21 protein-coding genes and 1 pseudogene are annotated in these 24,864 nt (G+C 38.4%); 14 read left to right on the top strand and 8 right to left on the bottom strand.

Annotated features, from left to right (window positions below; genetic code table 11):
• Positions 1–84: 84 nt before the first annotated feature.
• The 8 genes from pulA (at position 85) to CYK16_RS04565 (ending at position 11,776) form a co-directional block, all read left to right on the top strand.
• Positions 85–2,364 carry a type I pullulanase gene (pulA, locus tag CYK16_RS04600; RefSeq protein ID WP_101776715.1) on the top strand — a complete coding sequence of 760 codons (2,280 nt, stop codon included), beginning with the start codon at positions 85–87 and terminating at the stop codon, positions 2,362–2,364.
• A 266-nt stretch (positions 2,365–2,630) separates the two neighbouring features.
• On the top strand, positions 2,631–4,055 hold the full coding sequence (locus CYK16_RS04595; RefSeq protein ID WP_101776714.1) for an NADP-dependent glyceraldehyde-3-phosphate dehydrogenase: 1,425 nt from the start codon (positions 2,631–2,633) through the stop codon (positions 4,053–4,055).
• A 274-nt stretch (positions 4,056–4,329) separates the two neighbouring features.
• Positions 4,330–6,258: a 1,4-alpha-glucan branching protein GlgB gene (glgB, locus tag CYK16_RS04590; RefSeq protein WP_023942436.1), complete on the top strand. Its 1,929-nt coding sequence runs from the start codon at positions 4,330–4,332 to the stop codon at positions 6,256–6,258.
• Positions 6,248–7,390, top strand: a complete 1,143-nt coding sequence (locus CYK16_RS04585) for a glucose-1-phosphate adenylyltransferase (RefSeq protein WP_101776713.1) — start codon at positions 6,248–6,250, stop codon at positions 7,388–7,390. The genes glgB and CYK16_RS04585 overlap by 11 nt, the downstream gene beginning before the upstream one ends.
• Positions 7,380–8,519, top strand: a complete 1,140-nt coding sequence (gene glgD / locus CYK16_RS04580) for a glucose-1-phosphate adenylyltransferase subunit GlgD (protein WP_101776712.1) — start codon at positions 7,380–7,382, stop codon at positions 8,517–8,519. The genes CYK16_RS04585 and glgD overlap by 11 nt, the downstream gene beginning before the upstream one ends.
• Positions 8,516–9,949, top strand: a complete 1,434-nt coding sequence (gene glgA, locus CYK16_RS04575) for a glycogen synthase GlgA (protein ID WP_101776711.1) — start codon at positions 8,516–8,518, stop codon at positions 9,947–9,949. The genes glgD and glgA overlap by 4 nt, the downstream gene beginning before the upstream one ends.
• 58 nt (positions 9,950–10,007) lie before the next feature.
• Positions 10,008–10,652, top strand: a complete 645-nt coding sequence (gene serB, locus CYK16_RS04570) for a phosphoserine phosphatase SerB (RefSeq protein ID WP_060805496.1) — start codon at positions 10,008–10,010, stop codon at positions 10,650–10,652.
• A gap of 8 nt (positions 10,653–10,660) precedes the next feature.
• On the top strand, positions 10,661–11,776 hold the full coding sequence (locus CYK16_RS04565) for a glycerate kinase (protein ID WP_101776710.1): 1,116 nt from the start codon (positions 10,661–10,663) through the stop codon (positions 11,774–11,776).
• Here the strand turns inward: CYK16_RS04565 and CYK16_RS04560 are convergent.
• Positions 11,773–12,219 (bottom strand): DUF1694 domain-containing protein, encoded by a 447-nt coding sequence (locus CYK16_RS04560; RefSeq protein ID WP_101776709.1) that lies wholly within the window; start codon positions 12,217–12,219, stop codon positions 11,773–11,775. The two genes, CYK16_RS04565 and CYK16_RS04560, sit on opposite strands and share 4 nt — an antisense overlap.
• Before the next feature lie 163 nt (positions 12,220–12,382).
• Between CYK16_RS04560 and eno the strand changes: the two genes are divergently transcribed.
• Positions 12,383–13,687: a surface-displayed alpha-enolase gene (gene eno / locus CYK16_RS04555; protein ID WP_000022821.1), complete on the top strand. Its 1,305-nt coding sequence runs from the start codon at positions 12,383–12,385 to the stop codon at positions 13,685–13,687.
• Between the two features lie 138 nt (positions 13,688–13,825).
• Here eno and CYK16_RS04550 read toward each other — a convergent pair.
• From CYK16_RS04550 to metK, 3 genes and pseudogenes are all read right to left on the bottom strand, one after another.
• Positions 13,826–13,974, bottom strand: a pseudogene (locus CYK16_RS04550) (integrase); the annotation flags it as partial.
• Between the two features lie 262 nt (positions 13,975–14,236).
• Complete coding sequence (xerS, locus tag CYK16_RS04545) at positions 14,237–15,307, bottom strand: tyrosine recombinase XerS (RefSeq protein ID WP_101776708.1); 1,071 nt, start codon at positions 15,305–15,307, stop codon at positions 14,237–14,239.
• Positions 15,308–15,648: 341 nt separating this feature from the next.
• Positions 15,649–16,839, bottom strand: coding sequence for a methionine adenosyltransferase (metK, locus tag CYK16_RS04535; RefSeq protein ID WP_101776706.1), 1,191 nt, complete (start codon positions 16,837–16,839; stop codon positions 15,649–15,651).
• A gap of 448 nt (positions 16,840–17,287) precedes the next feature.
• On the opposite strand from metK, the gene CYK16_RS04530 reads away from it, so the two are divergent.
• From CYK16_RS04530 to CYK16_RS04515, 4 genes are all read left to right on the top strand, one after another.
• Positions 17,288–17,575 carry a DUF3270 domain-containing protein gene (locus tag CYK16_RS04530; protein ID WP_101776705.1) on the top strand — a complete coding sequence of 96 codons (288 nt, stop codon included), beginning with the start codon at positions 17,288–17,290 and terminating at the stop codon, positions 17,573–17,575.
• Between the two features lie 269 nt (positions 17,576–17,844).
• Positions 17,845–18,654 carry a Cof-type HAD-IIB family hydrolase gene (locus CYK16_RS04525; protein ID WP_101776704.1) on the top strand — a complete coding sequence of 270 codons (810 nt, stop codon included), beginning with the start codon at positions 17,845–17,847 and terminating at the stop codon, positions 18,652–18,654.
• A gap of 141 nt (positions 18,655–18,795) precedes the next feature.
• On the top strand, positions 18,796–19,704 hold the full coding sequence (locus tag CYK16_RS04520) for an ABC transporter ATP-binding protein (protein ID WP_050390250.1): 909 nt from the start codon (positions 18,796–18,798) through the stop codon (positions 19,702–19,704).
• Between the two features lie 10 nt (positions 19,705–19,714).
• Complete coding sequence (locus CYK16_RS04515; RefSeq protein WP_101776703.1) at positions 19,715–20,467, top strand: ABC transporter permease; 753 nt, start codon at positions 19,715–19,717, stop codon at positions 20,465–20,467.
• A gap of 39 nt (positions 20,468–20,506) precedes the next feature.
• Here the strand turns inward: CYK16_RS04515 and CYK16_RS04510 are convergent, their stop codons facing one another.
• From CYK16_RS04510 to CYK16_RS04495, 4 genes are all read right to left on the bottom strand, one after another.
• Entirely contained in the window at positions 20,507–21,385 is an 879-nt protein-coding gene (locus tag CYK16_RS04510) for a sensor histidine kinase (protein ID WP_101776702.1), read from the bottom strand.
• Entirely contained in the window at positions 21,382–22,083 is a 702-nt protein-coding gene (locus CYK16_RS04505; RefSeq protein WP_101776701.1) for a response regulator transcription factor, read from the bottom strand. The genes CYK16_RS04510 and CYK16_RS04505 overlap by 4 nt, the downstream gene beginning before the upstream one ends.
• 149 nt (positions 22,084–22,232) lie before the next feature.
• Positions 22,233–22,865: a hypothetical protein gene (locus tag CYK16_RS04500; RefSeq protein ID WP_060805508.1), complete on the bottom strand. Its 633-nt coding sequence runs from the start codon at positions 22,863–22,865 to the stop codon at positions 22,233–22,235.
• A 16-nt stretch (positions 22,866–22,881) separates the two neighbouring features.
• Positions 22,882–23,646 carry a hypothetical protein gene (locus CYK16_RS04495; RefSeq protein WP_060805509.1) on the bottom strand — a complete coding sequence of 255 codons (765 nt, stop codon included), beginning with the start codon at positions 23,644–23,646 and terminating at the stop codon, positions 22,882–22,884.
• Between the two features lie 513 nt (positions 23,647–24,159).
• On the opposite strand from CYK16_RS04495, the gene CYK16_RS04490 reads away from it, so the two are divergent.
• On the top strand, positions 24,160–24,855 hold the full coding sequence (locus CYK16_RS04490) for a VIT1/CCC1 transporter family protein (RefSeq protein WP_101776700.1): 696 nt from the start codon (positions 24,160–24,162) through the stop codon (positions 24,853–24,855).
• The last annotated feature ends 9 nt before the right edge of the window (positions 24,856–24,864 follow it).

The following is a 24,864-nucleotide window of genomic DNA, read 5'->3' as shown; positions in this document are numbered from 1 at the left end:
AGTTTGTTAATCGGGACAAAATCGGTCAAGAATTTATTAGTGAAATAGAAACAAATCAAGAAGTAAAAAGGAAAAATAAAAACAATGTATAACTACCCTATGCGCATTCATTACCATCGCAAGAATGGTGAATACGATACCTGCTCTTTTGTAAAAAGTCAGGATCAACGAATTGATTTACTGACCTACAAAGAAGATTATTTTGGTGCCTTATTTAACTTTGAACATCCAAGTTCTTATGCCTTAGAAAGTTTGAATTTTGTAGTTCACACGGGTCAAACCAGTAAAGAGTATGCTATCCGTTTTAATTACTATCCTCTTTTAACAGAGGTCTGGATTTTGGAAGGGGATGATAGAATTTATTACTCTGAAAATCCTGCTATTGCTAGTCCTTTCTATAAAAATCAAAATCCTTTTGCCTTTGATAAGGCCATTAACAGTGCTAGTTTTGATCATCACTGGGGCTACCAAGGGGAATTGGGGTGCCGTGTAGAGAACAATCAGGCTCATTTTGCTCTTTGGGCTCCAACAGCGACAGCAGTGCAGGTTGTGGTTTATGAATCAGCTACTAATGATGCACCTGTTTGGAAAACTTTTGATATGGAGAGAGGAAATAGCTACTCTTATAACCATAAAGACAATACAATCGGTGTTTGGAGTTTGGATGTTGAGGAAGATTTGACTGGTAAGGCTTATCACTATCAAGTCCAATTCCCTCATCACCAAACACTGACACGCGATCCTTATACCATCGCGACCAGCCCTGATGGCAAACGTTCAGCTATTCTGAGTTATGCAGAAAAGCAAGTTGAAAACTTCGAGGTCAAGCATGGTTCGGAGGCTACTTGGCGCTTGGCAAACCCATGTAAGGCAGTTATCTGTGAAATGCACATTCGTGATTTGACCAAATCACCGACCTCAGGTGTGGATGAACATCTTAGAGGAACTTTCTTAGGTGCTGCTCAGACTGGAACAGTTAACCAGTACGGCCAGTCAACTGCTTTTGATTACATCAAGAAGCTGGGCTACAATTATGTTCAATTGCAACCAATTGCAGACCGTCATAAAGAATACGATGAGGATGGTAATGTAACCTACAACTGGGGTTATGACCCACAAAACTATAACGCACCAGAAACGAGCCTTTCAACTAATCCAGATGATCCAGCTCAGGTCATTCGTGATTTGAAGACCATGGTTCAAGCTTATCACGATGCAGGTATTGGTGTCATTATGGATGTAGTCTATAACCATACTTTTTCAGTTGTTGATGCACCTTTCCAAACAACTGTCCCTGATTACTATTATCGTATGAACCCAGACGGTACCTTCCAGAATGGAACGGGTGTTGGAAATGAAACAGCCAGTGAACACGAAATGTTCCGCAAGTATATGATTGATTCCCTCCTATACTGGGTACAGGAATACAATATTGACGGCTTCCGTTTTGACTTGATGGGGATTCATGATGTCAAGACTATGCAGATGATTCGTCAGAGTTTGAATGAAATTGACCCTAACATTATCCTTTATGGAGAAGGTTGGGACATGGGAACAGGTCTTGCCCCTTATGATAAGGCTAAGAAGGACAACGCCTACGAAATGCCAAATATTGGTTTCTTTAATGACAATCAGCGTGATGCTGTCAAAGGTGGAGAAGTTTACGGTGCAATTAAATCAGGTTTTGTCAGCGGTGCTGCGACAGAGCCAATTCTTGCCAAAGCAATCCTAGGCAGTCGTGAATTAGGAACCTATACACATCCAAATCAAGTACTTAACTATGTGGAAGCCCATGACAATTACAATCTTCACGATTTATTGGCAACTCTTCATCCAGACCAAAGTTCAGAACAAATCATGCGCAAGGTTGAGACAGCCACAGCTATGAACCTACTCATGCAAGGGATGGCCTTTATGGAAATCGGTCAAGAATTTGGTCGTACCAAACTAGTTGCGACTGGTGAAAATGGTGAGTTGACCCATGATGATAGAGAGCGTGCTATGAATAGCTATAATGCTCCAGACAGTGTGAACCAAGTGAACTGGGACTTGATTAATGAGCGTCAAGATAGTATTGAGTTTATCCGTCAGATGATTCTATTGAAGACAGGAACCGGTGCCTTTTCTTACCCTACTTATGATGAAATTTACCATCATGTTTTTGTTCATTCAGCAAATGAACATAGTGGTTTGATTGTCTATGAGATTCAAGGGGAAGACCATTTACTGGTTGTATTTAATACTAAAGGGCAAGACTTCCAGTTTGAAAATGCTGGAAATCTAGAACTATTGGTGACCAATAGCCATTTAAGTGATAAAGACATGGTTGGTGGCGTTAGCACCAGCGTCTTTAAAGTCTTGTAGAAAAAATCAAAAGTTTTCAATTGTGCCGTATAATTTCTAGGATATCTTCTTGCTAAAAATTATAAAACTCAATGAAGAATAACATAGCATGAAAAAGGTTTAGTTCATCTAAGCCTTTTCTTCTTGTACTGACTGCTTAACAAAAGAGTTCAAATAGTTTGAAAAGTCAAGCTTGTGAAAATAATCTCAAAAATATTGCAAAAAGGGTTGTAATTTTCTGAAAATTTGGTAAAATATATCTTAATCATTTTTAGGAGGACGAGAATTTGACAAGATATAATAATTTAGTAAATGGAGAATGGAAATCATCTGAAAAAGAAATTACGATTTATTCACCAATCAATCAAGAAGAATTAGGGACAGTACCCGCTATGAGCCAAGCAGAAGTAGATGAGGCTATGCAAGCTGCGCGTGCAGCCTTGCCTGCATGGCGTGCTTTGTCAGCAGTTGAACGTGCGGCTTATTTGCATAAAACAGCAGCTATTTTAGAACGCGATAAAGAAAAAATTGGTACTATCCTTGCCAAAGAAGTAGCAAAAGGGATTAAAGCAGCCATTGGAGAAGTAGTGCGTACAGCAGACTTGATTCGTTATGCTGCTGAGGAAGGTCTCCGTATCACTGGACAAGCAATGGAAGGTGGTGGTTTTGAGGCAGCAAGTAAAAACAAACTGGCTGTTGTCCGTCGTGAGCCGGTTGGAGTCGTGCTAGCTATTGCTCCCTTTAACTATCCAGTCAACCTTTCTGGATCTAAGATTGCTCCGGCTTTGATTGCAGGGAATGTGGTTATGTTTAAGCCACCAACACAAGGTTCTATTTCTGGTCTCTTGTTGGCTAAAGCATTTGAAGAAGCAGGGATTCCAGCAGGTGTTTTCAATACCATTACGGGGCGTGGTTCAGAAATTGGGGATTATATCATTGAGCACAAAGAAGTCAACTTCATCAACTTTACAGGATCAACCCCTATCGGAGAACGTATTGGTCGTTTAGCTGGTATGCGTCCTATCATGCTGGAGCTTGGTGGGAAAGATGCAGCTCTTGTACTAGAAGATGCAGATTTGGAACATGCTGCCAAGCAAATTGTTGCGGGTGCCTTTAACTACTCAGGGCAACGTTGCACGGCCATTAAACGTGTTATTGTTCTCGAAAGTGTTGCAGATACATTAGTTACTTTGCTTCAAGCAGAGGTTGCTAAATTAACAGTTGGTGACCCATTTGACAATGCTGATATTACACCTGTTATTGACAATGCTTCAGCCGACTTTATTTGGGGCTTGATTGAGGATGCACAAGAAAAAGGGGCTCAGGCTCTTACACCAATCAAACGTGAGGGCAATCTTCTCTGGCCAGTGCTTTTTGACCAAGTGACAAAAGATATGAAAGTAGCATGGGAAGAGCCATTTGGCCCTGTTTTACCAATTATTCGTGTGGCTAATGTAGAAGAAGCAATTGCCTTTGCCAACGAATCTGAATTCGGTCTTCAATCCTCAGTCTTTACAAATGATTTCAAAAAGGCCTTTGAAATTGCTGAAAAACTTGAAGTGGGTACAGTTCATATTAATAATAAAACCCAACGTGGTCCAGATAATTTCCCATTCCTTGGTGTCAAAGGTTCTGGAGCTGGAGTGCAAGGAATTAAATATAGCATTGAAGCGATGACAAATGTCAAATCCATTGTTTTTGATGTGAAATAAAATGTAAAATCAGGAAATTGTTTTCCTGATTTTATTTTTTACTTTAAAACAACAATTTTATTAGTAAAATGACGAACTTTATGATAGTATTGTAAAAAAACAATTCGTTTTCATAATCTGTTTGAAAATTTCTTGATTTACAAGTGAACACATCAGTGAATTTGTTGAAGACTTTCAAAAGATTTTTTTGCAAATTCCGTAATTTACTTGAATCTTCCCTAAAAAGGTAGTATAATAAATCTATGGAAAACGCTTACAGAAAAGAGGAGGTATTATGGATAAAAGAGAAGCTTTGCGCACCTTTATGACAGGAGAAAATTTTCACCTTCAGCATTATCTAGGAGCACATAGGGAAGAACTAAATGGAGAATACGGTTATACATTTCGTGTGTGGGCTCCCAATGCTCAGACTGTCCACTTGGTGGGAGATTTCACGAATTGGGTAGAAAATCAAATTCCGATGGAACGAAATGAATTTGGAGTCTGGGAAGTCTTCACTACTCTTGCTCAAGAAGGCCAAATTTATAAGTATCATATCACACGCGCAAATGGTCATCAGTTGATGAAGATTGATCCTTTGGCTGTACGGTATGAGGCACGTCCGGGTACTGGAGCTATTTTAACAGAGATTCCAGAAAAGAAATGGAAGGATGGGCTTTGGTTAGCTCGCAGAAAACGTTGGACTTTCTTTGAACGTCCTGTCAATATCTACGAAGTTCATGCTGGATCTTGGAAGAGAAATCCAGATGGAAGTCCTTATAGTTTTGCTCAATTGAAAGATGAACTCATTCCTTACCTAGTTGAGATGAACTATACTCACATTGAGTTTATGCCCTTGATGTCTCACCCTCTCGGTTTGAGTTGGGGCTATCAGCTTATGGGTTACTTCGCTTTAGAGCATGCCTATGGTCGCCCTGAAGAGTTTCAAGATTTTGTTGAGGAATGTCACTTAAACAATATTGGGGTTATTGTAGACTGGGTACCTGGTCATTTCACCATTAATGATGATGCCTTAGCTTATTATGACGGGACACCGACTTTTGAGTACCAAGACCATAATAAGGCTCATAACTATGGTTGGGGCGCTCTCAATTTTGACCTTGGAAAGAATGAAGTCCAGTCTTTCTTGATTTCTAGCATTAAGTTTTGGATTGACTTTTACCATCTAGATGGTATTCGAGTGGATGCAGTTAGCAACATGCTCTATCTTGACTACGATGATGCTCCATGGACACCTAATAAAGATGGTGGCAATCTCAACTATGAAGGATATTATTTCCTTCAACGCTTGAATGATGTCATTAAACTAGCACATCCAGATGTGATGATGATCGCAGAAGAAAGTTCGTCAGCAACCAAGATTACGGGAATGAAAGAGCTTGGTGGTTTAGGATTTGACTACAAGTGGAATATGGGCTGGATGAATGATATCCTCCGATTCTACGAAGAAGACCCTATTTACCGTAAGTATGACTTTAATCTGGTGACTTTCAGCTTTATGTATGTTTTCAAGGAAAACTATCTCCTACCATTCTCGCACGATGAAGTGGTTCACGGTAAGAAGAGTATGATGCATAAGATGTGGGGAGATCGTTACAATCAATTCGCAGGCTTACGCAATCTCTACACTTACCAAATTTGTCACCCTGGTAAGAAATTGCTCTTCATGGGTAGTGAATACGGCCAATTCCTAGAATGGAGATCTGAAGAGCAGTTGGAATGGTCTAATCTAGAAGACCCTATGAATGCTAAGATGAAGTATTTCACTTCTCAGCTAAACCAGTTTTACAAAGATCACCGCTGTCTGTGGGAAATTGATACCAGCTATGATGGTATTGAAATCATCGATGCGGATAATCGAGACCAGAGTGTCCTTTCCTTCATCCGTAAGGGTAAGAAGGGCGACATGCTAGTCTGCGTCTTTAATATGGCACCTGTTGAACGAAAAGATTTTACCATTGGTCTGCCTGTTGCAGGGATTTACGAAGAAGTCTGGAATACTGAGTTAGAAGAGTGGGGAGGCGTTTGGAAAGAACATAATCAAACTGTTCAAACGCAAGAAGGACTATGGAAAGATTATGAGCAGACCTTAACCTTTACCCTACCGGCTATGGGAGCAAGTGTTTGGAAAATCAAACGTCGCTTGAAATCTGCAAAAACCGTCACAAGTAAAAACCAAAAAGGAGTAGAAAATGAAGAATGAAATGTTAGCTTTGATTCTTGCTGGTGGGCAAGGAACTCGTCTCGGTAAACTCACTCAAAGCATCGCAAAACCAGCTGTGCAATTTGGTGGGCGCTACCGTATCATTGACTTTGCTCTTTCAAACTGTGCCAACTCAGGGATTCACAATGTTGGAGTCATCACCCAGTATCAACCACTTGCTCTTAACAATCATATTGGAAACGGTTCAAGTTGGGGATTAGACGGTATTAATTCTGGTGTCTCTATTCTTCAACCGTATTCTGCAAGTGAAGGAAATCGTTGGTTCGAAGGGACTAGTCATGCTATTTACCAAAATATCGACTATATCGACAGTGTCAATCCTGAGTATGTCTTGATTCTGTCTGGGGACCATATCTACAAAATGGATTATGATGATATGCTCCAGTCTCACAAGGATAATAATGCCAGTTTGACAGTAGCAGTTCTGGATGTTCCTCTGAAAGAAGCTAGCCGTTTTGGTATTATGAACACAGATGCCAATAACCGCATTGTTGAATTTGAAGAAAAACCAGCTCAACCTAAATCTACCAAAGCTTCTATGGGAATCTATATCTTTGATTGGCACCGTCTCCGCAATATGCTCGTTGCTGCTGAAAAGAGCAATGTAGATATGTCAGACTTTGGTAAAAATGTCATTCCAAATTACCTTGAGTCAGGTGAAAGTGTCTATGCATATGAGTTTAATGGCTACTGGAAAGATGTTGGTACCATTGAGTCACTTTGGGAAGCAAATATGGAGTACATTTCTCCAGAGAATGCCTTGGACAGCCGTAACCGTCAATGGAAGATTTACTCAAGAAACTTAATTTCACCACCAAACTTCCTTGGGGCAAATGCTCATGTGGAAGATTCCTTGGTTGTTGATGGCTGTTTTGTAGATGGAACTGTTAAACATTCTATCCTTTCAACAGGTGCGCAAGTTCGCGAAGGGGCAGAAGTAGTAGATTCAGTTATCATGAGTGGTGCAATTGTTGGTCAGGGAGCTAAAATCAAACGTGCCATTATTGGTGAAGGTGCAGTTATTTCGGACGGTGTCGAAATTGATGGAACAGAAGAAGTACAAGTTGTAGGATATAATGAAGTAGTGGGGGTAGCAACAGATGAAGATTGATAAATATTCAGCCATTTTAGGAAATACAGTTGGTTTTCATGATATGTCAACACTGACAGACCACCGTCCAGTAGCTAGTTTGCCATTTGGTGGTAAATATCGTTTGATTGACTTCCCACTTTCCAGTCTTGCTAATGCAGGTGTCCGTAGTATCTTTGGTATTTTCCAACAAGATAATATCAGTTCTGTCTTTGACCATATCCGTTCAGGACGTGAGTGGGGCTTATCAACCCTTCTTAGCCACTATTATCTAGGTATTTACAATACCCGTGTGGAAAGTAGTACAGTTGGAAAAGAATACTACCAACAGCTTCTTACTTATTTGAAACGTTCTGGCTCAAACCAAACAGTTGCCCTCAACTGTGATGTTTTGATTAATATTGATTTGAACCAAGTTTTCCATCTACATAGTACAACAAAAGGGCCTATCACTGTAGTTTATAAAAAACTAGCTAAGAAAGACATTTCAGAAGTAAACGCAATCTTGGAAGTGGATGAAACAGACCATGTTCGTTCTCATAAACTCTTTGATAGCAAGTTACCAGATCAAATCTATAACATGTCTACAGATATCTTTGTCGTTGATACACCTTGGTTGATAGAACGCTTGGAAGAAGAAGCTAAAAAAGAACATCCAGAGAAGTTACGCTATGTTTTACGGGATTTGGCTGCAAAAGAAGGGGCTTTTGCCTACGAGTATACAGGCTACCTTGCAAATATTCATTCTGTAGAGTCTTATTACCAAGCTAACAAAGATATGCTTGAATCACAAAAATTCTACTCTCTCTTCTCACCAAACCAAAAGATTTATACAAAGGTCAAAAACGAAGAGCCAACTTACTATGCCAATACATCTAAGGTAAGTACTTCTCAGTTTGCTTCTGGTAGTATCATTGAAGGTCAAGTGGCTAATTCTGTTTTATCACGTAATATTCATGTCCATAAGGATAGCTTGGTTAAAGATAGTCTACTCTTCCCTCGCGTTGTTATTGGAGAAGGTGCTCAGGTCGAATATGCTATCTTGGACAAGGGTGTGGAAGTTGAGCCAGGTGTTGTGATTCGAGGAACTGCAGAACATCCAGTTGTCGTTAAGAAAGGTAGCAAAGTAACAGAGGATATTCATTCATGAAAATTTTATTTGTAGCAGCAGAGGGTGCACCCTTCTCAAAAACAGGTGGTTTGGGAGACGTTATTGGCGCTCTTCCAAAATCACTGGTAAAAGCTGGACATGAAGTTGCAGTGATTTTACCCTACTATGACATGGTAAAGGCTAAATTTGGAAATCAAATTGAAGATATTCTTCATTTTGAGGTGTGTGTTGGTTGGCGCAGACAGTACTGTGGGATTAAGAAAACAGTACTAAATGGTGTGACCTTCTACTTTATTGACAACCAATATTATTTCTTCCGTGGTCATGTTTACGGTGATTTTGATGACGGAGAACGCTTTGCCTTTTTCCAACTTGCTGCCATTGAGGCTATGGAAAGGATTGACTTTATTCCTGACCTTCTCCATGTTCATGACTACCATACAGCTATGATTCCTTTCTTGTTAAAGGAAAAATACTGTTGGATTCAAGCCTATCAAGGAATAAAAACTGTTTTAACCATTCATAATTTGGAATTCCAAGGACAATTTTCAGAAGGAATGTTATGGGACTTGTTTGGAGTTGGCTTTGAACGTTACGCTGATGGCACCCTTCGATGGAACAACTGTCTGAACTGGATGAAGGCAGGTATTCTCTATGCAGATCGTGTTTCAACCGTTTCACCTAGCTATGCTCATGAAATTATGACCAGTCAGTTCGGATGTAACTTGGATCAAATTCTTCGAATGGAGTCTGGCAAGGTGTCTGGTATCGTGAATGGGATTGATGCTGATCTTTATAATCCTCAGACGGATGCCCTATTAGATTATCATTTTAATCAGGAAGATTTGTCTGGGAAGGCCCAAAACAAGGCAAAATTGCAAGAAAGAGTTGGCTTGCCAGTTAGAGCCGACGTTCCACTGGTGGGAATTGTTTCTCGTTTGACACGTCAAAAAGGTTTTGATGTGGTGGTTGAAAGTCTTCACCATATCTTGCAAAATGATGTTCAGATTGTTCTTTTGGGAACTGGAGATCCAGCCTTTGAAGGAGCTTTCTCATGGTTTGCTCAGATTTACCCAGACAAGCTATCAGCAAATATCACTTTTGATGTCAAACTAGCTCAAGAAATCTACGCTGCTTGTGACCTCTTCCTCATGCCGAGTCGTTTCGAACCGTGTGGCTTGTCTCAAATGATGGCTATGCGTTACGGAACCTTGCCGTTGGTCCATGAAGTTGGAGGCTTGCGAGATACAGTTCGCGCTTTCAATCCAATCGAAGGAAGCGGTACTGGCTTTAGCTTTGACAATCTATCTCCTTATTGGTTAAATTGGACTTTCCAAACAGCTTTGGACTTGTATAGAAATCATCCAGACATTTGGAGAAACCTACAAAAACAAGCTATGGAGTGTGATTTCTCATGGGATACGGCCTGCAAGTCATACCTTGACTTGTACCATAGTTTAGTTAATTAATAGATAAAATCGTATGATGACTTCATACGATTTTTGGGCTGTTTAGAGAGGAGAACTGATGTCTCAAGTAAAAGGTTTGTGTGTTATGGATGTTGATGGAACCTTAATCCTAGAAGAAGTGATTGATCTTTTGGGTAAAGAGGCAGGTCGTGAGGAGGAAATTTCACAGATTACAAGTCGGGCAATGCAAGGAGAGTTGGACTTTGAAAGCAGTTTACGAAAAAGAGTGTCCTTGTTGGAAGGTCTTCCTGTTTCGGTTTTTGATAAAGTCTTCAACACTATTCATCTAACGTCAAATGCCCAGGAATTCATTTCCATTCTCCAAAATAATGGAATCCTAGTTGGTCTGGTGTCCGGTGGATTTACACCAATAGTTGAGAGATTAGCAAAATCCCTCGACATTGCCTATTTCTCTGCCAACCAACTGGAAGTCAAAGACGGTCTTTTAACAGGAAAATTAGTTGGACAAATTATTAGTCCCGAAGTCAAAAAAGATACTCTAGAACAATGGAGAAAGGAACTAAAACTTTCTAAAGAAAGAACGATTGCAATCGGTGATGGGGCCAATGACCTATTTATGTTGAAGTCAGCAGGACTGGGAATCGCCTTTTGTGCTAAAGAAGTGCTGAAACAGGAAATACCAAATCATGTTGACAAGAGAGATTTTTTAGAAGTTCTTCCTTTGATTGGCTTTTTAGAATGAGGGAAAATATGAAGATTGTAATTGCACCAGATTCGTTTAAGGAAAGCTTGACCTCTGAAGAGGTAGCTAAAGCTATTAAAAAAGGTTTCCAACAATCGATAGCAGATGTAGACTGTCTCCTCTGCCCTGTTGGTGATGGGGGAGAAGGTACAGTAGATTCCATTCGACATTCTCTTGAACTAGAAGAAAAATGGATTCAAGTGACAGGACCTTTTGGCCAAAAAGAAGCCATGCGCTATTTTCAAAAAGAACAACTGGTACTATTGGAAGTTGCTGATTTGGTTGGCCTTGGAAAAATTCCGCTAGAGAAACGAAATCCACTTCAAATCCAAACTCGTGGTATCGGAGAGTTGATTCGCCATCTCATTGCTCAAGGGATTAAAGAAATCTATATCGGCGTTGGTGGCACGTCCAGTAATGATGGAGATATTGGGATTGCTGCTGGTTTAGGCTATCAATTTTATGATAGGTATGGAAATGTTTTGCTCGCTTGCGGTCAATCCTTACTAAAATTAGCTTCTGTTTCAATAGAAAATCGCTATGAAATTCCTGAAGATGTTCAAATTCGTATTTTAGCAGATGTCGTGAGTCCCTTATGTGGATATCAAGGTGCGACCTACACGTTTGGCAAGCAAAAAGGCCTAGATCCTACTATGTTTGAGGCCGTAGATCAAGCGATCCAAGATTTTTATGAAAAATTCTCACCTGTAACATTGGAAATTAAAGGAGCAGGAGCTGGTGGAGGCATTGCTGGCGGTTTGTGTGCCTTTGCTCAGGCAAATATCGTGTCTGGAATTGATACCTGCTTGAACTTAATCAACTTTGATAAGAAAGTTTTACATGCTGACTTGGTTGTTGTAGGAGAAGGAAGGCTAGATAGTCAAAGCCTAGCAGGTAAAGCGCCTATTGGTGTTGCAAAAAGAACCCCTGTCGGAGTTCCTGTCATTGCTATTTGTGGTAGTCTTGCTGAAGATTTACCTTCCCTACCATTTGAAAATATCCAAGCTGCCTTTTCTATTTTAGAGAAAAGCGAACCTCTAGAAGATAGTTTGAAAAATGCCAGTCTCTATTTGGAGCACACGGCAGCTAATATCGGGCACTTATTAAATATGCGCAAGATTTAGCCAAACCATTTCTTCCAGATGGATGTTTTGGCAGGTTCTTCCTTTTTACCTTCCCAAAGTTTTGCAAAAGCAAGTCGAAGATCCTTTTCTTCTACTTGAACTGGTGCATTGCTATGGATAATCAGGCCAAAAGGAGAAGAAGTATGCTCTTCAGATACAATGGTAGCTTGACTATCAGTTTCTTTAGCTTCTTTTAAATAGAAAACTTGCTTGTCAAATTCGATATTTGGAGAAATCTTTACAAATAGTGGCTCTGCTTTTTCCTGAAGGTTTTCTAAAATAGATAAAAAGCCTTTTTCTAACTGAGGGCTATTTGCTGTGTCAATATCTGCATATCCAAGAACTCTTTCCTCAAAAGTGCCAAGATAGCGTCTTTGCTCATCTGGATTTAATTTTGCTCCACCATGAGCTTTTTCAAGTAATTGTTTTGATAAATCTGTCATGAAAACAGTATATCATAAAAGTTAGAATAAAACAGACAAAAGAAAGCGATTACTTTATAAAGTTAAGGAAAATTTGCACAAAGATAACGTTTTTTCTTGAAAAAGGAGGGTTTTTAAGGTATTATAGAGGTGTAAAAAATTTAACTCATAAGGAGAGTAAAAAATGTCAATTATTACTGATGTTTACGCTCGCGAAGTCCTAGACTCACGCGGTAACCCAACACTTGAAGTAGAAGTTTATACTGAATCAGGTGCTTTCGGACGTGGTATGGTTCCATCAGGAGCTTCTACTGGTGAACACGAAGCAGTTGAACTTCGCGACGGTGACAAATCTCGTTACGGTGGTCTTGGTACACAAAAAGCTGTTGACAACGTAAACAACATCATTGCTGAAGCTATCATCGGCTACGATGTACGTGATCAACAAGCTATCGACCGTGCTATGATCGCTCTTGACGGTACTCCTAACAAAGGTAAATTGGGTGCTAACGCAATCCTTGGTGTGTCTATCGCTGTAGCTCGTGCTGCTGCTGACTACCTTGAAATCCCACTTTACAGCTACCTTGGTGGATTCAACACTAAAGTTCTTCCAACTCCAATGATGAATATCATCAACGGTGGTTCTCACTCTGACGCTCCAATCGCTTTCCAAGAATTCATGATCGTACCTGCTGGTGCGCCATCATTCAAAGAAGCTCTTCGTTGGGGTGCTGAAATCTTCCACGCACTTAAGAAAATCCTTAAATCTCGTGGTTTGGAAACAGCCGTAGGTGACGAAGGTGGATTTGCTCCTCGTTTTGAAGGAACTGAAGACGGAGTTGAAACTATCCTTGCTGCTATCGAAGCTGCTGGATATGTTCCTGGTAAAGACGTATTTATCGGATTTGACTGTGCTTCATCAGAATTCTACGATAAAGAACGTAAAGTTTACGACTACACTAAATTCGAAGGTGAAGGAGCAGCTGTACGTACTGCTGCAGAACAAATCGACTATCTTGAAGAATTGGTAAACAAATACCCAATCATCACTATCGAAGATGGTATGGATGAAAATGACTGGGACGGTTGGAAAGCTCTTACTGAACGTCTTGGTGGTAAAGTTCAATTGGTTGGTGACGACTTCTTCGTAACAAACACTTCTTACCTTGAAAAAGGTATTGCAGAAGGTGCTGCTAACTCAATCCTTATCAAAGTTAACCAAATCGGTACTCTTACTGAAACATTCGACGCTATCGAAATGGCGAAAGAAGCTGGTTACACTGCCGTTGTATCACACCGTTCAGGTGAAACTGAAGATTCAACAATCGCTGACATCGCAGTTGCAACTAACGCAGGACAAATCAAGACTGGTTCACTTTCACGTACAGACCGTATCGCTAAATACAACCAATTGCTTCGCATCGAAGACCAACTTGGTGAAGTAGCTGAATACCGTGGATTGAAATCATTCTACAACTTGAAAAAATAAAATAGTTCAGTGAACTATTTTATCCCGAACCTTGAAATTCAAAAGTTCGGCCGTTGATTTAACAACGTTTCTAGCCCCTCGGATTTTATCCGAAGGGCTATTTTTGTATTTAGGGGGGCAAAAAAGGGGCAAAACTTTTTAAAAAATCTTGTTCATAACTTTATCTAGTACATTGATTGCTTCATCTTTCATGTTCTTTGTGACGTGGGTGTAGATGGAAGTAGTAACTTCAGAGTGGGAATGTCCATGATTGTTTTTAAAGGAATTTTATTTTCTGATAAAATATTGGCCATCGCAGGCAGCATGCTTTTATAGATGCTAAATTTGATTTATTTTTATGGAATCCTCTTATTTTGAGATGAATACCAATTATAAGTGATTTGCATATCCAGGATATTACAAAGAAAGGCAAGCTAGTGGCCACATAAATTTTATTTCATATTCTTTAAAGCTGTTTACTCTGTTAGCAATTGTATTTGATATGATCAAATAAGATGAATAGTTTATTGAATCCCTTTCTTATTTATTACATAATTCAATTTATGTAATCTATAAACTATCCAAGGCATTCTTTTGTTCATCATTTACGATATGGGTATAGAGGTCAGTGACTTGTGTACTGGCGTGACCTAGCTGGTGACTAACCAAAACTTGTGATTTAGTTGCATCATAGAGCCTAGTTGCTAGGGTGTGGCGCAGTTTATGGGGGGTTACACGCACTTTAAAATCCTCTGAGTATTTAGCAACCATTTTCTCAACGCTGGAAGCGTCAATACGATTGGGAACACCTCTGTAGAGAGTCAAAAAGAGGGCTGTATCTGTTTTTTCCGTCTTATAGCGTTGATTCCGAATGGCTAGATAATTCTCTAGATAAGGCTTAGCAAAGGCAGCGACATTGACCGAGTCACGTTTGCCACCTTTTCGGGTGACATCAATAACCATCATCTTGAGATTGAGATCTCTTAGATCCAGATTAACAGCTTCAGATAAGCGGACACCAGACGCCAAGAGAAGGGCAATAATGGCCAAATCACGTTCTTTATTTTTATTAAAGGAGGATAAGGCACGATTTGAGAGCTGTTGTGGGTACTCTTGGTCAATATAAGTTAGAAAACCTTCTGTTTCATCACCTAGAAAGAGCTTTTGCTTGATGTTTTCAGCTCTAGCAGCAAGTGTTTCTTTCTTTTTCTTAGTTGAAACTTTCTTCATTACATTACGATAGAAATAAGGTTCGCCCTGGTCGTTTTCAACCTCCTCAGTCAGATACTTGTAAAGACTAGAAAGTGCTGACAAAGTCCGATTGATGGTTGTCTGAGAAACTCCTTGCTTGGTTGTATTAGCATTCAGCAAAGGACGTTCACGTAAGTAAAGGATAAAAGATTCCATGTCTTTCTTAGACATATTTTCCAAGACAGATAAAGGAATATCAGATATTTTATTAGCATTTGAGATACCAGACTCCAAAACCCAGCTGAAAAATCGATCATATTCCTTGAGGTATTCGTACAAGGTTGTAAAACTGTAAGGAACAGCAAGCTTAGATTGGTAGTATTCAAGAACATACCAGGGCATGATTTGTTTTAGTTTGTCGATTCGTTCCAGTAAAATCTCACGTTTCATGTATTTTCTCCATAAATAAGTCTACTAGTAGTATAGCATAGACTTATATATTTTTCAAGAAAATTATAGTTTTTCGGAAAGATGTTATAGGAGTTTTTTAAAGTGATAAAAAGACTTAGACCTGCAAACAAAACAGATCTAAATCTTTGGAGTTATTATTGTGAATTATTATTTAGTGCTTTGTATCTCATAGCTTCTTATATAGCTCTTCAATTGTGTAGTATTAACAGAAGTTTAGTGGGTGAGTTCTTTTTTATTCTGGTTATTTTTACCAAAGTTCAATTATTTGTATGTGAAATGTTTTATCAGTAAAAAAGAGGGGGAGTCCCCCTCTCAAGATTTTATTTTACTGCTTCTTTCAAAGCATCTACCTTGTCCAAACGTTCCCATGGAAGGTCAATATCTGTACGTCCCATGTGTCCATAAGCCGCTGTTTGACGGTAAATTGGACGCTTAAGGTTCAGCATTTGGATAATCCCTGCAGGGCGAAGGTCAAAGATTTGACGAGTTGCTTTTTCAAGCTTGCTTTCAGCTACTGTTCCTGTACCAAAGGTATCAATACGGACAGAAACAGGCTGGGCAACACCGATAGCATAGGCCAACTGTACTTCTGCTTTCTTAGCAAGACCGGCTGCAACAATATTCTTGGCAATATAACGAGCTGCATAGGAAGCAGAACGGTCAACCTTTGTCGCATCCTTACCAGAGAAGGCACCGCCACCGTGACGAGAATAGCCACCATAAGTATCTACGATAATCTTACGGCCAGTCAAACCTGAGTCTCCTTGAGGTCCACCGATTACAAAACGACCAGTAGGATTGATGAAGAATTTTGTTTGCTCATCTAAGTAAGAGGATGGAATAACCTCTTTGATAACCTTATTAATGACATCATTGTGAATTTGTTCGTTGCTGACTTCTGGATCGTGCTGAGTTGAAATAACGACTGTGTCCACACGTACTGGACGGTCATTTTCATCATACTCAACTGTAACTTGTGATTTAGCATCTGGGCGAAGATAGCTGATTTCCCCAGATTTACGAAGATCTGCTAAACGACGAACTAACTTGTGGCTGAGTGAAATTGGCAATGGCATGAGCTCTTCTGTTTCATCCACTGCAAATCCAAACATGAGACCTTGGTCTCCAGCACCAATTAAGTCCAGCGGATCTTGGTCTGCATTTCCACGAACTTCTAAGGCTTCATTAACCCCTTGGGCGATATCCGGTGACTGCTCAACAAGAGACGGATGGACTCCCACCGTCTCTGCAGAAAATCCATACTCTGTATTGGTATAGCCAATCTCTGCAATGGTATCACGAACCACACGGTTAATATCCACATAGGCATTTGTAGAAATTTCACCAAAAACGTGGACAGAACCAGTATATACAGCTGTCTCCGCAGCAACGTGCGCCTCTGGATCCTTGGCTAAAATAGCATCCAAAATCGCATCTGAAATTTGGTCTGCAATCTTATCAGGGTGCCCCTCAGATACAGATTCAGACGTGAATAATTTACGTTCTGACATAAAAATGTCCCCCCTTAAAAAATATTGTTATAGAGTTACAAAGTACTGATAGGAAAACTCTTAGTGATAAATACCTACCATCTTATCGGGACTATATAACTTTACCATTATACCATTTTTAAGCGCAATTTGCAGTCTATATACTCAATAAAAATCAAAGAACAGCTTTTTGATTGTAGATAAAACTGACTAAATTAGTAACATATACTTAATACAAGATGACGCTAACTTGTTTTGAAGAGTATTAATGTACTGTTTCAATTTCTACTAATCTATTTTCAATAGGTGTTTAACAACCTTAATATTATGCGTACAATTATTTTCAAACTATCGTGTCCTGAACAATAGTTTGAAAATGAAAAGGGACTTTATTCTTTTTGTAACCTTACTGTAATAATTATCCGATTAAAAAATGATAAAATAGGTATGTACAGTTAAGGAGAGAATAATGCCTGTAAGAAAATTACAATCCTATGAGGTAGACTATCAAGAAGAATTAAATCATCAGATTCCTCGCTATCAAGATTATACACCTGAAGCACAATCTAATGCCAATCTCAAGGAAATCCTATTTTTTGTTAATATTGCTGTTTTTTGTATCTGTATTGCTATCTTTAGTTTTATCTTTTTAGCATTAAAATTATCAACTGCTCTTGCATTTGTCGCAGCAATCGGATCCAGCTTACTTGTTTTAAAAGTCCAACGCTCTATTATCAAACGAAAAATTAGAAGATAAATCATACCCCACGTCTAATCAAGTTGATTTGTAAAAAATTAAGGAAAACAGAGGATTTAAGATGAAAAATGTGTTATTCATCTTAAATCCTCTGTTTTTTTGACCTGCTTGCTAAATATAATTATCTACTTAATTGAATAACGTGTAACCTTTTCTAATAAATGTTCTCCAAATATCTTAAACTGTAAAATCAATTAGTCTCGTTCCTTTTACCATTTTATTTTCTAAAATATGCTATAATAATACCAAAAGATAAAGAAGGAAGTCTTATGATTAAACTACTAGCCTTGGATATGGACGGAACCCTCCTCAATGAAGCCAAGGAAATCCCACAAGCTCACATTACTGCTATTCACCAAGCTATTGAAAAAAGCGTCAAACTGGTACTTTGTACGGGCCGCCCCCTTTTCGGTGTCCTCCCCTACTACAAAAAACTGGGGCTTGACCTCCAGAACGAATATGTTATTGTTAACAACGGTTGTTCAACTCACCAGACCAGTGATTGGAGTCTGGTTGATTGGCAAGAACTCAGTCCAGCAGACATCGAGTACCTCTATGACCTAGCTGAAAAAAGCGATGTTCAGTTGACTCTTTTTGATGAGGAGCATTATTTTGTCCTCGGTGGTAAGCCGAATGAAATCATTCAAAATGATGCTAAGCTAGTCTTTTCAGACCTGACTGAAATTTCTCTTGAGGAAGCGACTAGTGGCAAGTATCGCATGTTCCAAGGGATGTTTTTGGGGACAGAGAGCCAAACAGACGATTTTGAAGAGCGTTTTGCTGAAGAACTCTGCCAACGATTTAGTGGAGTTCGTTCGCAACCTGTCATTTATGAAGCTATGCCACTTGGTACGACAAAGGCTACTGCTCTTTCTCGACTAGCAGACATTTTGAAGATTGATTCCTCAGAAATCATGGCCATGGGCGATGCTAATAACGATATCGAAATGCTCCAGTTTGCAGGGCTGGGCATTGCTATGGGAAATGCCAGCGATTATGTCAAATCCCTAGCTGATGACGTTACAGCCAGCAACGAAGAAGACGGCGTTGCGCGTGCCATTGAGAAGTATATTTTATAATCAAGAAGCCCAGTTCGTGTCAACTGGGTTTTGATATTTAAGAATTCCTAAAACTTTAGAAACTCTTTAGAAATCCTTGAGCTTTCTTTGATTTCTATGCTTTATACTAAAGTTAACAAAATAAATCAAAAGGAGAGAATCATGAAAACAGTACTTGATATTCATGGATTGTCCAAAAACTTCGACAAACAAGCTATCCTTCAGGATCTTCATCTAACGATAAGAGAGGGAGATATTTATGGACTTATCGGGAAGAATGGAGCTGGGAAAACCACCTTGATAAAAATCATTACGCAGCTACTGTTTGCGGATAAAGGAACTGTTTCCCTCTTTTCTAGTCAATCGGAAAATGAGTGGACCAAGGCTCTATCTCGAGTAGGTTCTGTTATCGAATCACCCGTAGCTCATAATCACTTAACAGCCTATCAAAATCTGAAATATTATTGTATGATTCGCCATATTCCAAATGCTGATCAAGTCATTCGAGAAACCCTAGACTATGTAGGTTTGACAGATACAGGTAAAAAAGTCTTTCGTGATTTCTCGCTAGGAATGAAACAAAGACTTGGCATCGCCATTGCCCTCCTATCCAAACCAGACTTCCTGATCTTAGATGAACCTATCAACGGCCTCGACCCAATCGGTATTAAAGAATTTCGACTCATGATTCAACGGCTCAATCAAGAAAAAGGAATAACCATTCTCATCTCTAGCCATATCTTGTCAGAACTCTATCTCCTAGCTAATCGTTTTGGTATTTTAGATCAAGGCAAGATTATCCGTGAAATCAGCAAAGCTGAATTTGAAACACTAAGTGAGGATTATATTGTGCTTAAGACAGCCGACCAAGAGAAAGCTTGTCAAGTATTGAAAGAACAAATCCAGCTCCAGTTCAAGGTTGTCAATCCTGAGAATGAAATCCACATCTTTGGTCAGGAACAAGATGTCAAACAGATTCTTAAGGAATTAACCTTGGCAGATGTTGCCATTGACGAGATTTACTATGCTCGTCAAAACCTAGAAGAATACTTCACCCAATTGGTCGAATAGGAGAAAAATCATGATACATACCATTCAAGCAGACTTTTACCGTCTTTTCCGCTCCAAAGGTTTTTGGATTACAGAGTTCATTCTCTTTTCTCTCATGCTAATGGGCGCAAGTATTGGAGCTACTGGCCATCTGATGGCAATCCAGACAGAAGAGCCAGAAATTCCAACCCATGGTTGGGATGGTGTACAAGCCCTGATTAACGCATCTAGTCAAGGTTCAAACCTCGTTTTTCTCTGCATCGTCCTAGCCTGCCTCGTTCTTGGAGTTGATTTAATCGGCAAACTCTATAAAAATAATTTAACAGTGGGTGTCTCTCGTACCGAGTTTTTCCTTGCCAAAGCCTTTGTATTGGCTTCTATTGCACTTTTGCAAGTCATCATTAGCCTTGTGATTGCCTTTATTCCAGCAACGATCTTAAATGGATTTGGAACCATGCCTGAAGACTTTATTGGAAATCTACTGATAACCATTTCCCTTCAATTCCTTTGCCTCCTTGCTTGGCTTTCCATTGTTTCCTTCATCCTCTATGTTAGTCATTCTTATATTGCGGTATTTATTGGTTATTTGGTCAGCTCTATCTTACTTTCTATGCCAATGCTCATTTTCCCAAGTATCAAAATTTTGCCATATTTATCATTGCAGTTTTTCTATGCTATGACTGCTAATAGTGAATCCATTTTCTATACACTTATAGTTACCTTAGCTGTTATTGTAATCTTTAATCTAAGTGGACTGGCAGTTTTCAAAAAGAAAAGTCTATAAAAAATGACCTCCTCTAGCCTACAGAGGAGGTTTATTTCGTTAAAAGTAAATGCAAACCGACAACCACTGTCCATCTGTGCTTAGTTTCATCTCTGCACCGAGAAGATGACATAATTCCTCAGTGATATAAAGGCCTAAACCAGAAGATTCTTCTGTGTCTGATAGATTTTCAGAATAAAAACGATTGCTGAGATTCTCTATTCTTTTGATGGGCTGTTTGACAAGGTTTGCAATCTCTAAGACAAGCTGTTCCTGTTCCTTTCTCAAAGATAGACGCGCTTCTTCCTTGCCATGCTTGAGGACATTTCCAAGCAGATTTTGTAAAATTCGATCCAGCAACTCTTCATCAGTCCTCATTTTCAGACCAACTTCGACCTTAAAATCAAGCGTGATATTTGCCACTTGAAAAACATCATAATAAGCCAGAGTCTTTTTGGTGATAAAAGCTGAAAGATCCACTTCTTCCAGTTTCGGTTTGACAGCCCCTTCCATCAAACGACGATATTCTAGAAGAGCCTCCAAACGTTTAGAAACTAAATCAAGATGCTGGGCTATTTTTTGTAAGGTTTCTGCTTTGTCTTCAGGAGACTTTATCAATTGTTGCGTGTAGCCTGAAGCGATAGTCAGAGGCGTCCGAATGTCATGGGCGATATTGCTAATGGCCATATCTAGAGTCTGCTTTTCCCTTTTCATAACCAGTCGAGATTGTTCCACTTCCTGAAATAGATTCTCAATCTGCTGGTAGAGATGTAAAAAATCTTTGGAAAAAATGCTGACTTCGACTCTTTTCATACTACCTGTAAGAATCTTATCTTCAATCTGTTGACTCAAGTTTTTAAGTGCTAGATGGTATCGAATCAATGCAATAGATAAAATAATCAGGAGTACCAATAGAACAAAGATTATTATGTAGGTCATTGCTTGTCTCCTTTTAATCTTACCCCAACTCCCCAAATGGTTTCAATATATTCTTGATTTGGGTCAAGCTGGTTTAATTTTTTACGAAGATTACTCAAATGCGTATTGAGGGTATTATCTCCAGGTAGGTAGCTATCCTCCCAGACCAATTCATAAAGTTCTTCCTTGGTGAAAATTTTCTTAGGATGTTTAAGGAGAGTCTGGAGAATCAAGCATTCTTTCTTGGCAAGGCGAATCGTTTCCTGGCTATTTTTGATTTCAAAACTTTCTGAATCAAACTGGATATTTTTCAAGTTTTGTGGCAGATTTTCAATTTTTCCTATTTCCATAGGCTGTTTTTCTGCACTTTGACGTAACTGAACAGTAACTCTAGCAAAGACTTCGTCCAAATCAAAAGGTTTCACTATGTAATCATTGGCACCGTCTAAGAGGTATTGACTGATTAACTTCTTATCGCTCAAAGCTGTTAGCATAATGATTGGAGTTTGACTTTCTTCCCTGATAGCTTTTAAAACCTGATCCCCATTTTTCCCAGGAAGCATGATATCTAGCAAAACGAGTTCAATCCCACCTTGGTCAAAACGCATGATTCCTTCAGTTCCTGAAAAGGCTTGAATCACCTCATGCTCCTCAGTAAGAAGTGTTCGTAAAATCTCTTGAATGTCACTATTGTCTTCAATAACCAATATCCTAGCCATAAATACCAACCTTTCTGCAACTATTATAGCATGTTTTATTGTTTCAAAGTCTCTCAATTTTTCAAGCAGAACAACACACTTTATGTGAACTAAATAATTTCTTTCAGATGAAATATTGATTAAATGATGACTAGATCGATACTTTCATACTAAGCAAATTTTAAATTAGCAGTTATTTTTTCTAGTTTGCTATTGTACATTTCCCTTAACTGTGCTAAATCAGTATCTCTATTTTCAGATAAAAATACCCTATATTGCATATTTTTATTAGGTATTTTTTCCGTTAAAATAGAATCGTAAATTGAAAATCTGTCTTCAATTTCAATTTTTACTGTATTTACTAAAGAAAATTCTACATTTTTGTTTTCTAGTGTTTCTAAAACTACAATAATTGATTTTAATAGCAAGTAGCTACATACACCTCTTTCTCTATACTTAGGTAGCACACTAATACTTCTATACCTGAAATTAAAATCTGCAGTTTTGGTAATACTATAGTTTATTCCAATATTACAAAAACTAAAACTCTCAGAAATTTCATTATTATTAATCAGCAATTTTAATTCTACACAGCCATGCTCTTGTAATAGAGATTCAAATGTCTGATTCTCCCAATTTTCATAATACGTTTTAATATTGATCCCTCGTTCTTCTGAAGTAGAATCATTAAATCTAGAATCATATCCTTCCTCTCCATTTTCTGTTTCGTTTTCAAAATCAGATATAGACTTTTTTAAGAAAATTCTCTTTAAACTATCAATTAAATATTCAACCCAAGCCATTTTACACCTCTGCTTATCATAAAACTTTCTCAATGGAGAAAGCTTGTCTACTTGCCAACTTCAGTTTTGGAGGAAATCCTTTTGAAAAATCTAAATGACCAATTGCAACTAAATAATAATCTGTATCTTCTTCAACTTTAAGCAAAACTTTATCACCAAGATATATACTTGCTTTCTTTTTCCATTTCCTATTCGAATCCTTACAAAAAATATTCAAAAAATAAAGAGTATATCCTTGTTCATTATGCCATTCTGAAATGCTTAAACGTACTTTACCATAGAAAAGATGAAGTTCATCTTCAAGTTCTTTATCTAGCCATTTTTCAATACTTTTTCTTCTTAAAGATTTATGATGTACTTGTCTTTCAACCTTTCTTGTCAGAACTACAGGATTTTCATCACTAGAATCTCCTAGAGCTATCGGTGTTTGAGGCAAATATTCTTTTTTTAAAAAAAGACTTCTCATCATGGCATCAAGCTTATCTTTAATTTGGTCATCACGAAGATTTTTAAAATATTCCTCTATATACTCTTTGCTAGCATAATCAAATTGATAAGAGCACCAATTAGTGTGTTTAGAACTAGTCTTTCTTTTTAAATGTGCTCTCCTTTGTGAAGTCTTAGGGATGTAAGATAACTCTGCTTGTTTACACTCTGGGCAGAACATATTATCTTGATAAATTCCTAGATTTTTATATTTTACAAAATAATCATTTAAAATCTGAATATCTTCTTTCTTATCCGCAGTGTAAAAGTAAAATTCATCAAATGATTTTGGCATATTCCATTCCTCGCATACAGTAATTTAAAATTAAATATTATGAATGATTATAGCATTTTATAACATACGTTTATACTGTCTCAAGATGATTGACTTTGGAAACATACAATTTAACGTTTAACAAATCAAGGGTGTCTCCATAGAATCAAAGTATTTCTGATACCCATTTCCTTCTATCTATAGACAGTAAAAATCCTTAAAACAACTTTTTTCCAAGGCTTTCTTTATATTCTATTGTATCAATTTACTTATACCGATATCTGTTGCTACTAGTTTAATCATAAAATATTTCTTACTCCGATTAGTAAATCTACCTCCTATTATACCATAGATAACTAGAAAAAGGACTAATCTATCAGCTTTGCTTTTCTTTTATCCTTCTCTACTAGCTAGTGGTGTTTCTAACTTTTAAAAAAAGCTCGTAAAATTAAAATCGTGCAACTTTTTTCAGATACTTTTAAAAGATTGATTTCCTTATATTTTTCCTTTATACTGGATAAAAAGGAGAATAGTATGTCAGAAACAAATCACGAAATCGATTCAAATTTTGCAGGTCGTTTAAATATCCTGCGTGCTGGTGTTCTTGGTGCTAACGATGGGATTATTTCCATTGCTGGTGTGGTTATTGGGGTTGCTAGTGCTACGAGCAATATCTGGATTATTTTTTTATCAGGTTTTGCAGCTATTTTGGCCGGTGCCTTTTCAATGGCTGGTGGAGAATATGTATCCGTTTCAACTCAAAAAGATACCGAGGAAGCAGCCGTTGCGCGTGAGAAACTCTTGCTAGACCAAGATATGGAACTAGCAAAAAAGTCTCTCTATGTAGCTTATATCCAAAATGGAGAATGTGAAACCTCTGCTCAACTCTTGACCAACAAGGCCTTTCTTAAAAATCCACTCAAGGCTCTGGTAGAGGAAAAATATGGGATAGAGTATGAAGAATTTACCAATCCTTGGCACGCTGCCATTTCTAGCTTTATTTCTTTTTTCCTTGGTAGCTTACCACCAATGCTGTCAGTGACCATTTTCCCAAGTGATTACCGCATCCCTGCTACTGTCCTTATCGTCGGTGTGGCCCTTCTTCTCACTGGTTACACTAGTGCCAAACTTGGAAAAGTCCCAACCAAAACAGCTATGATTCGGAACCTTGCTATTGGTCTTTTAACCATGGGAGTTACCTTTCTGCTAGGACAACTTTTCAGCATTTAGAATACAAGA

Source organism: Streptococcus oralis subsp. dentisani (assembly GCF_002860905.1).
GTDB lineage: Bacteria > Bacillota > Bacilli > Lactobacillales > Streptococcaceae > Streptococcus > Streptococcus oralis_BA.
This window is presented reverse-complemented; position numbering and strand designations above follow the sequence as displayed.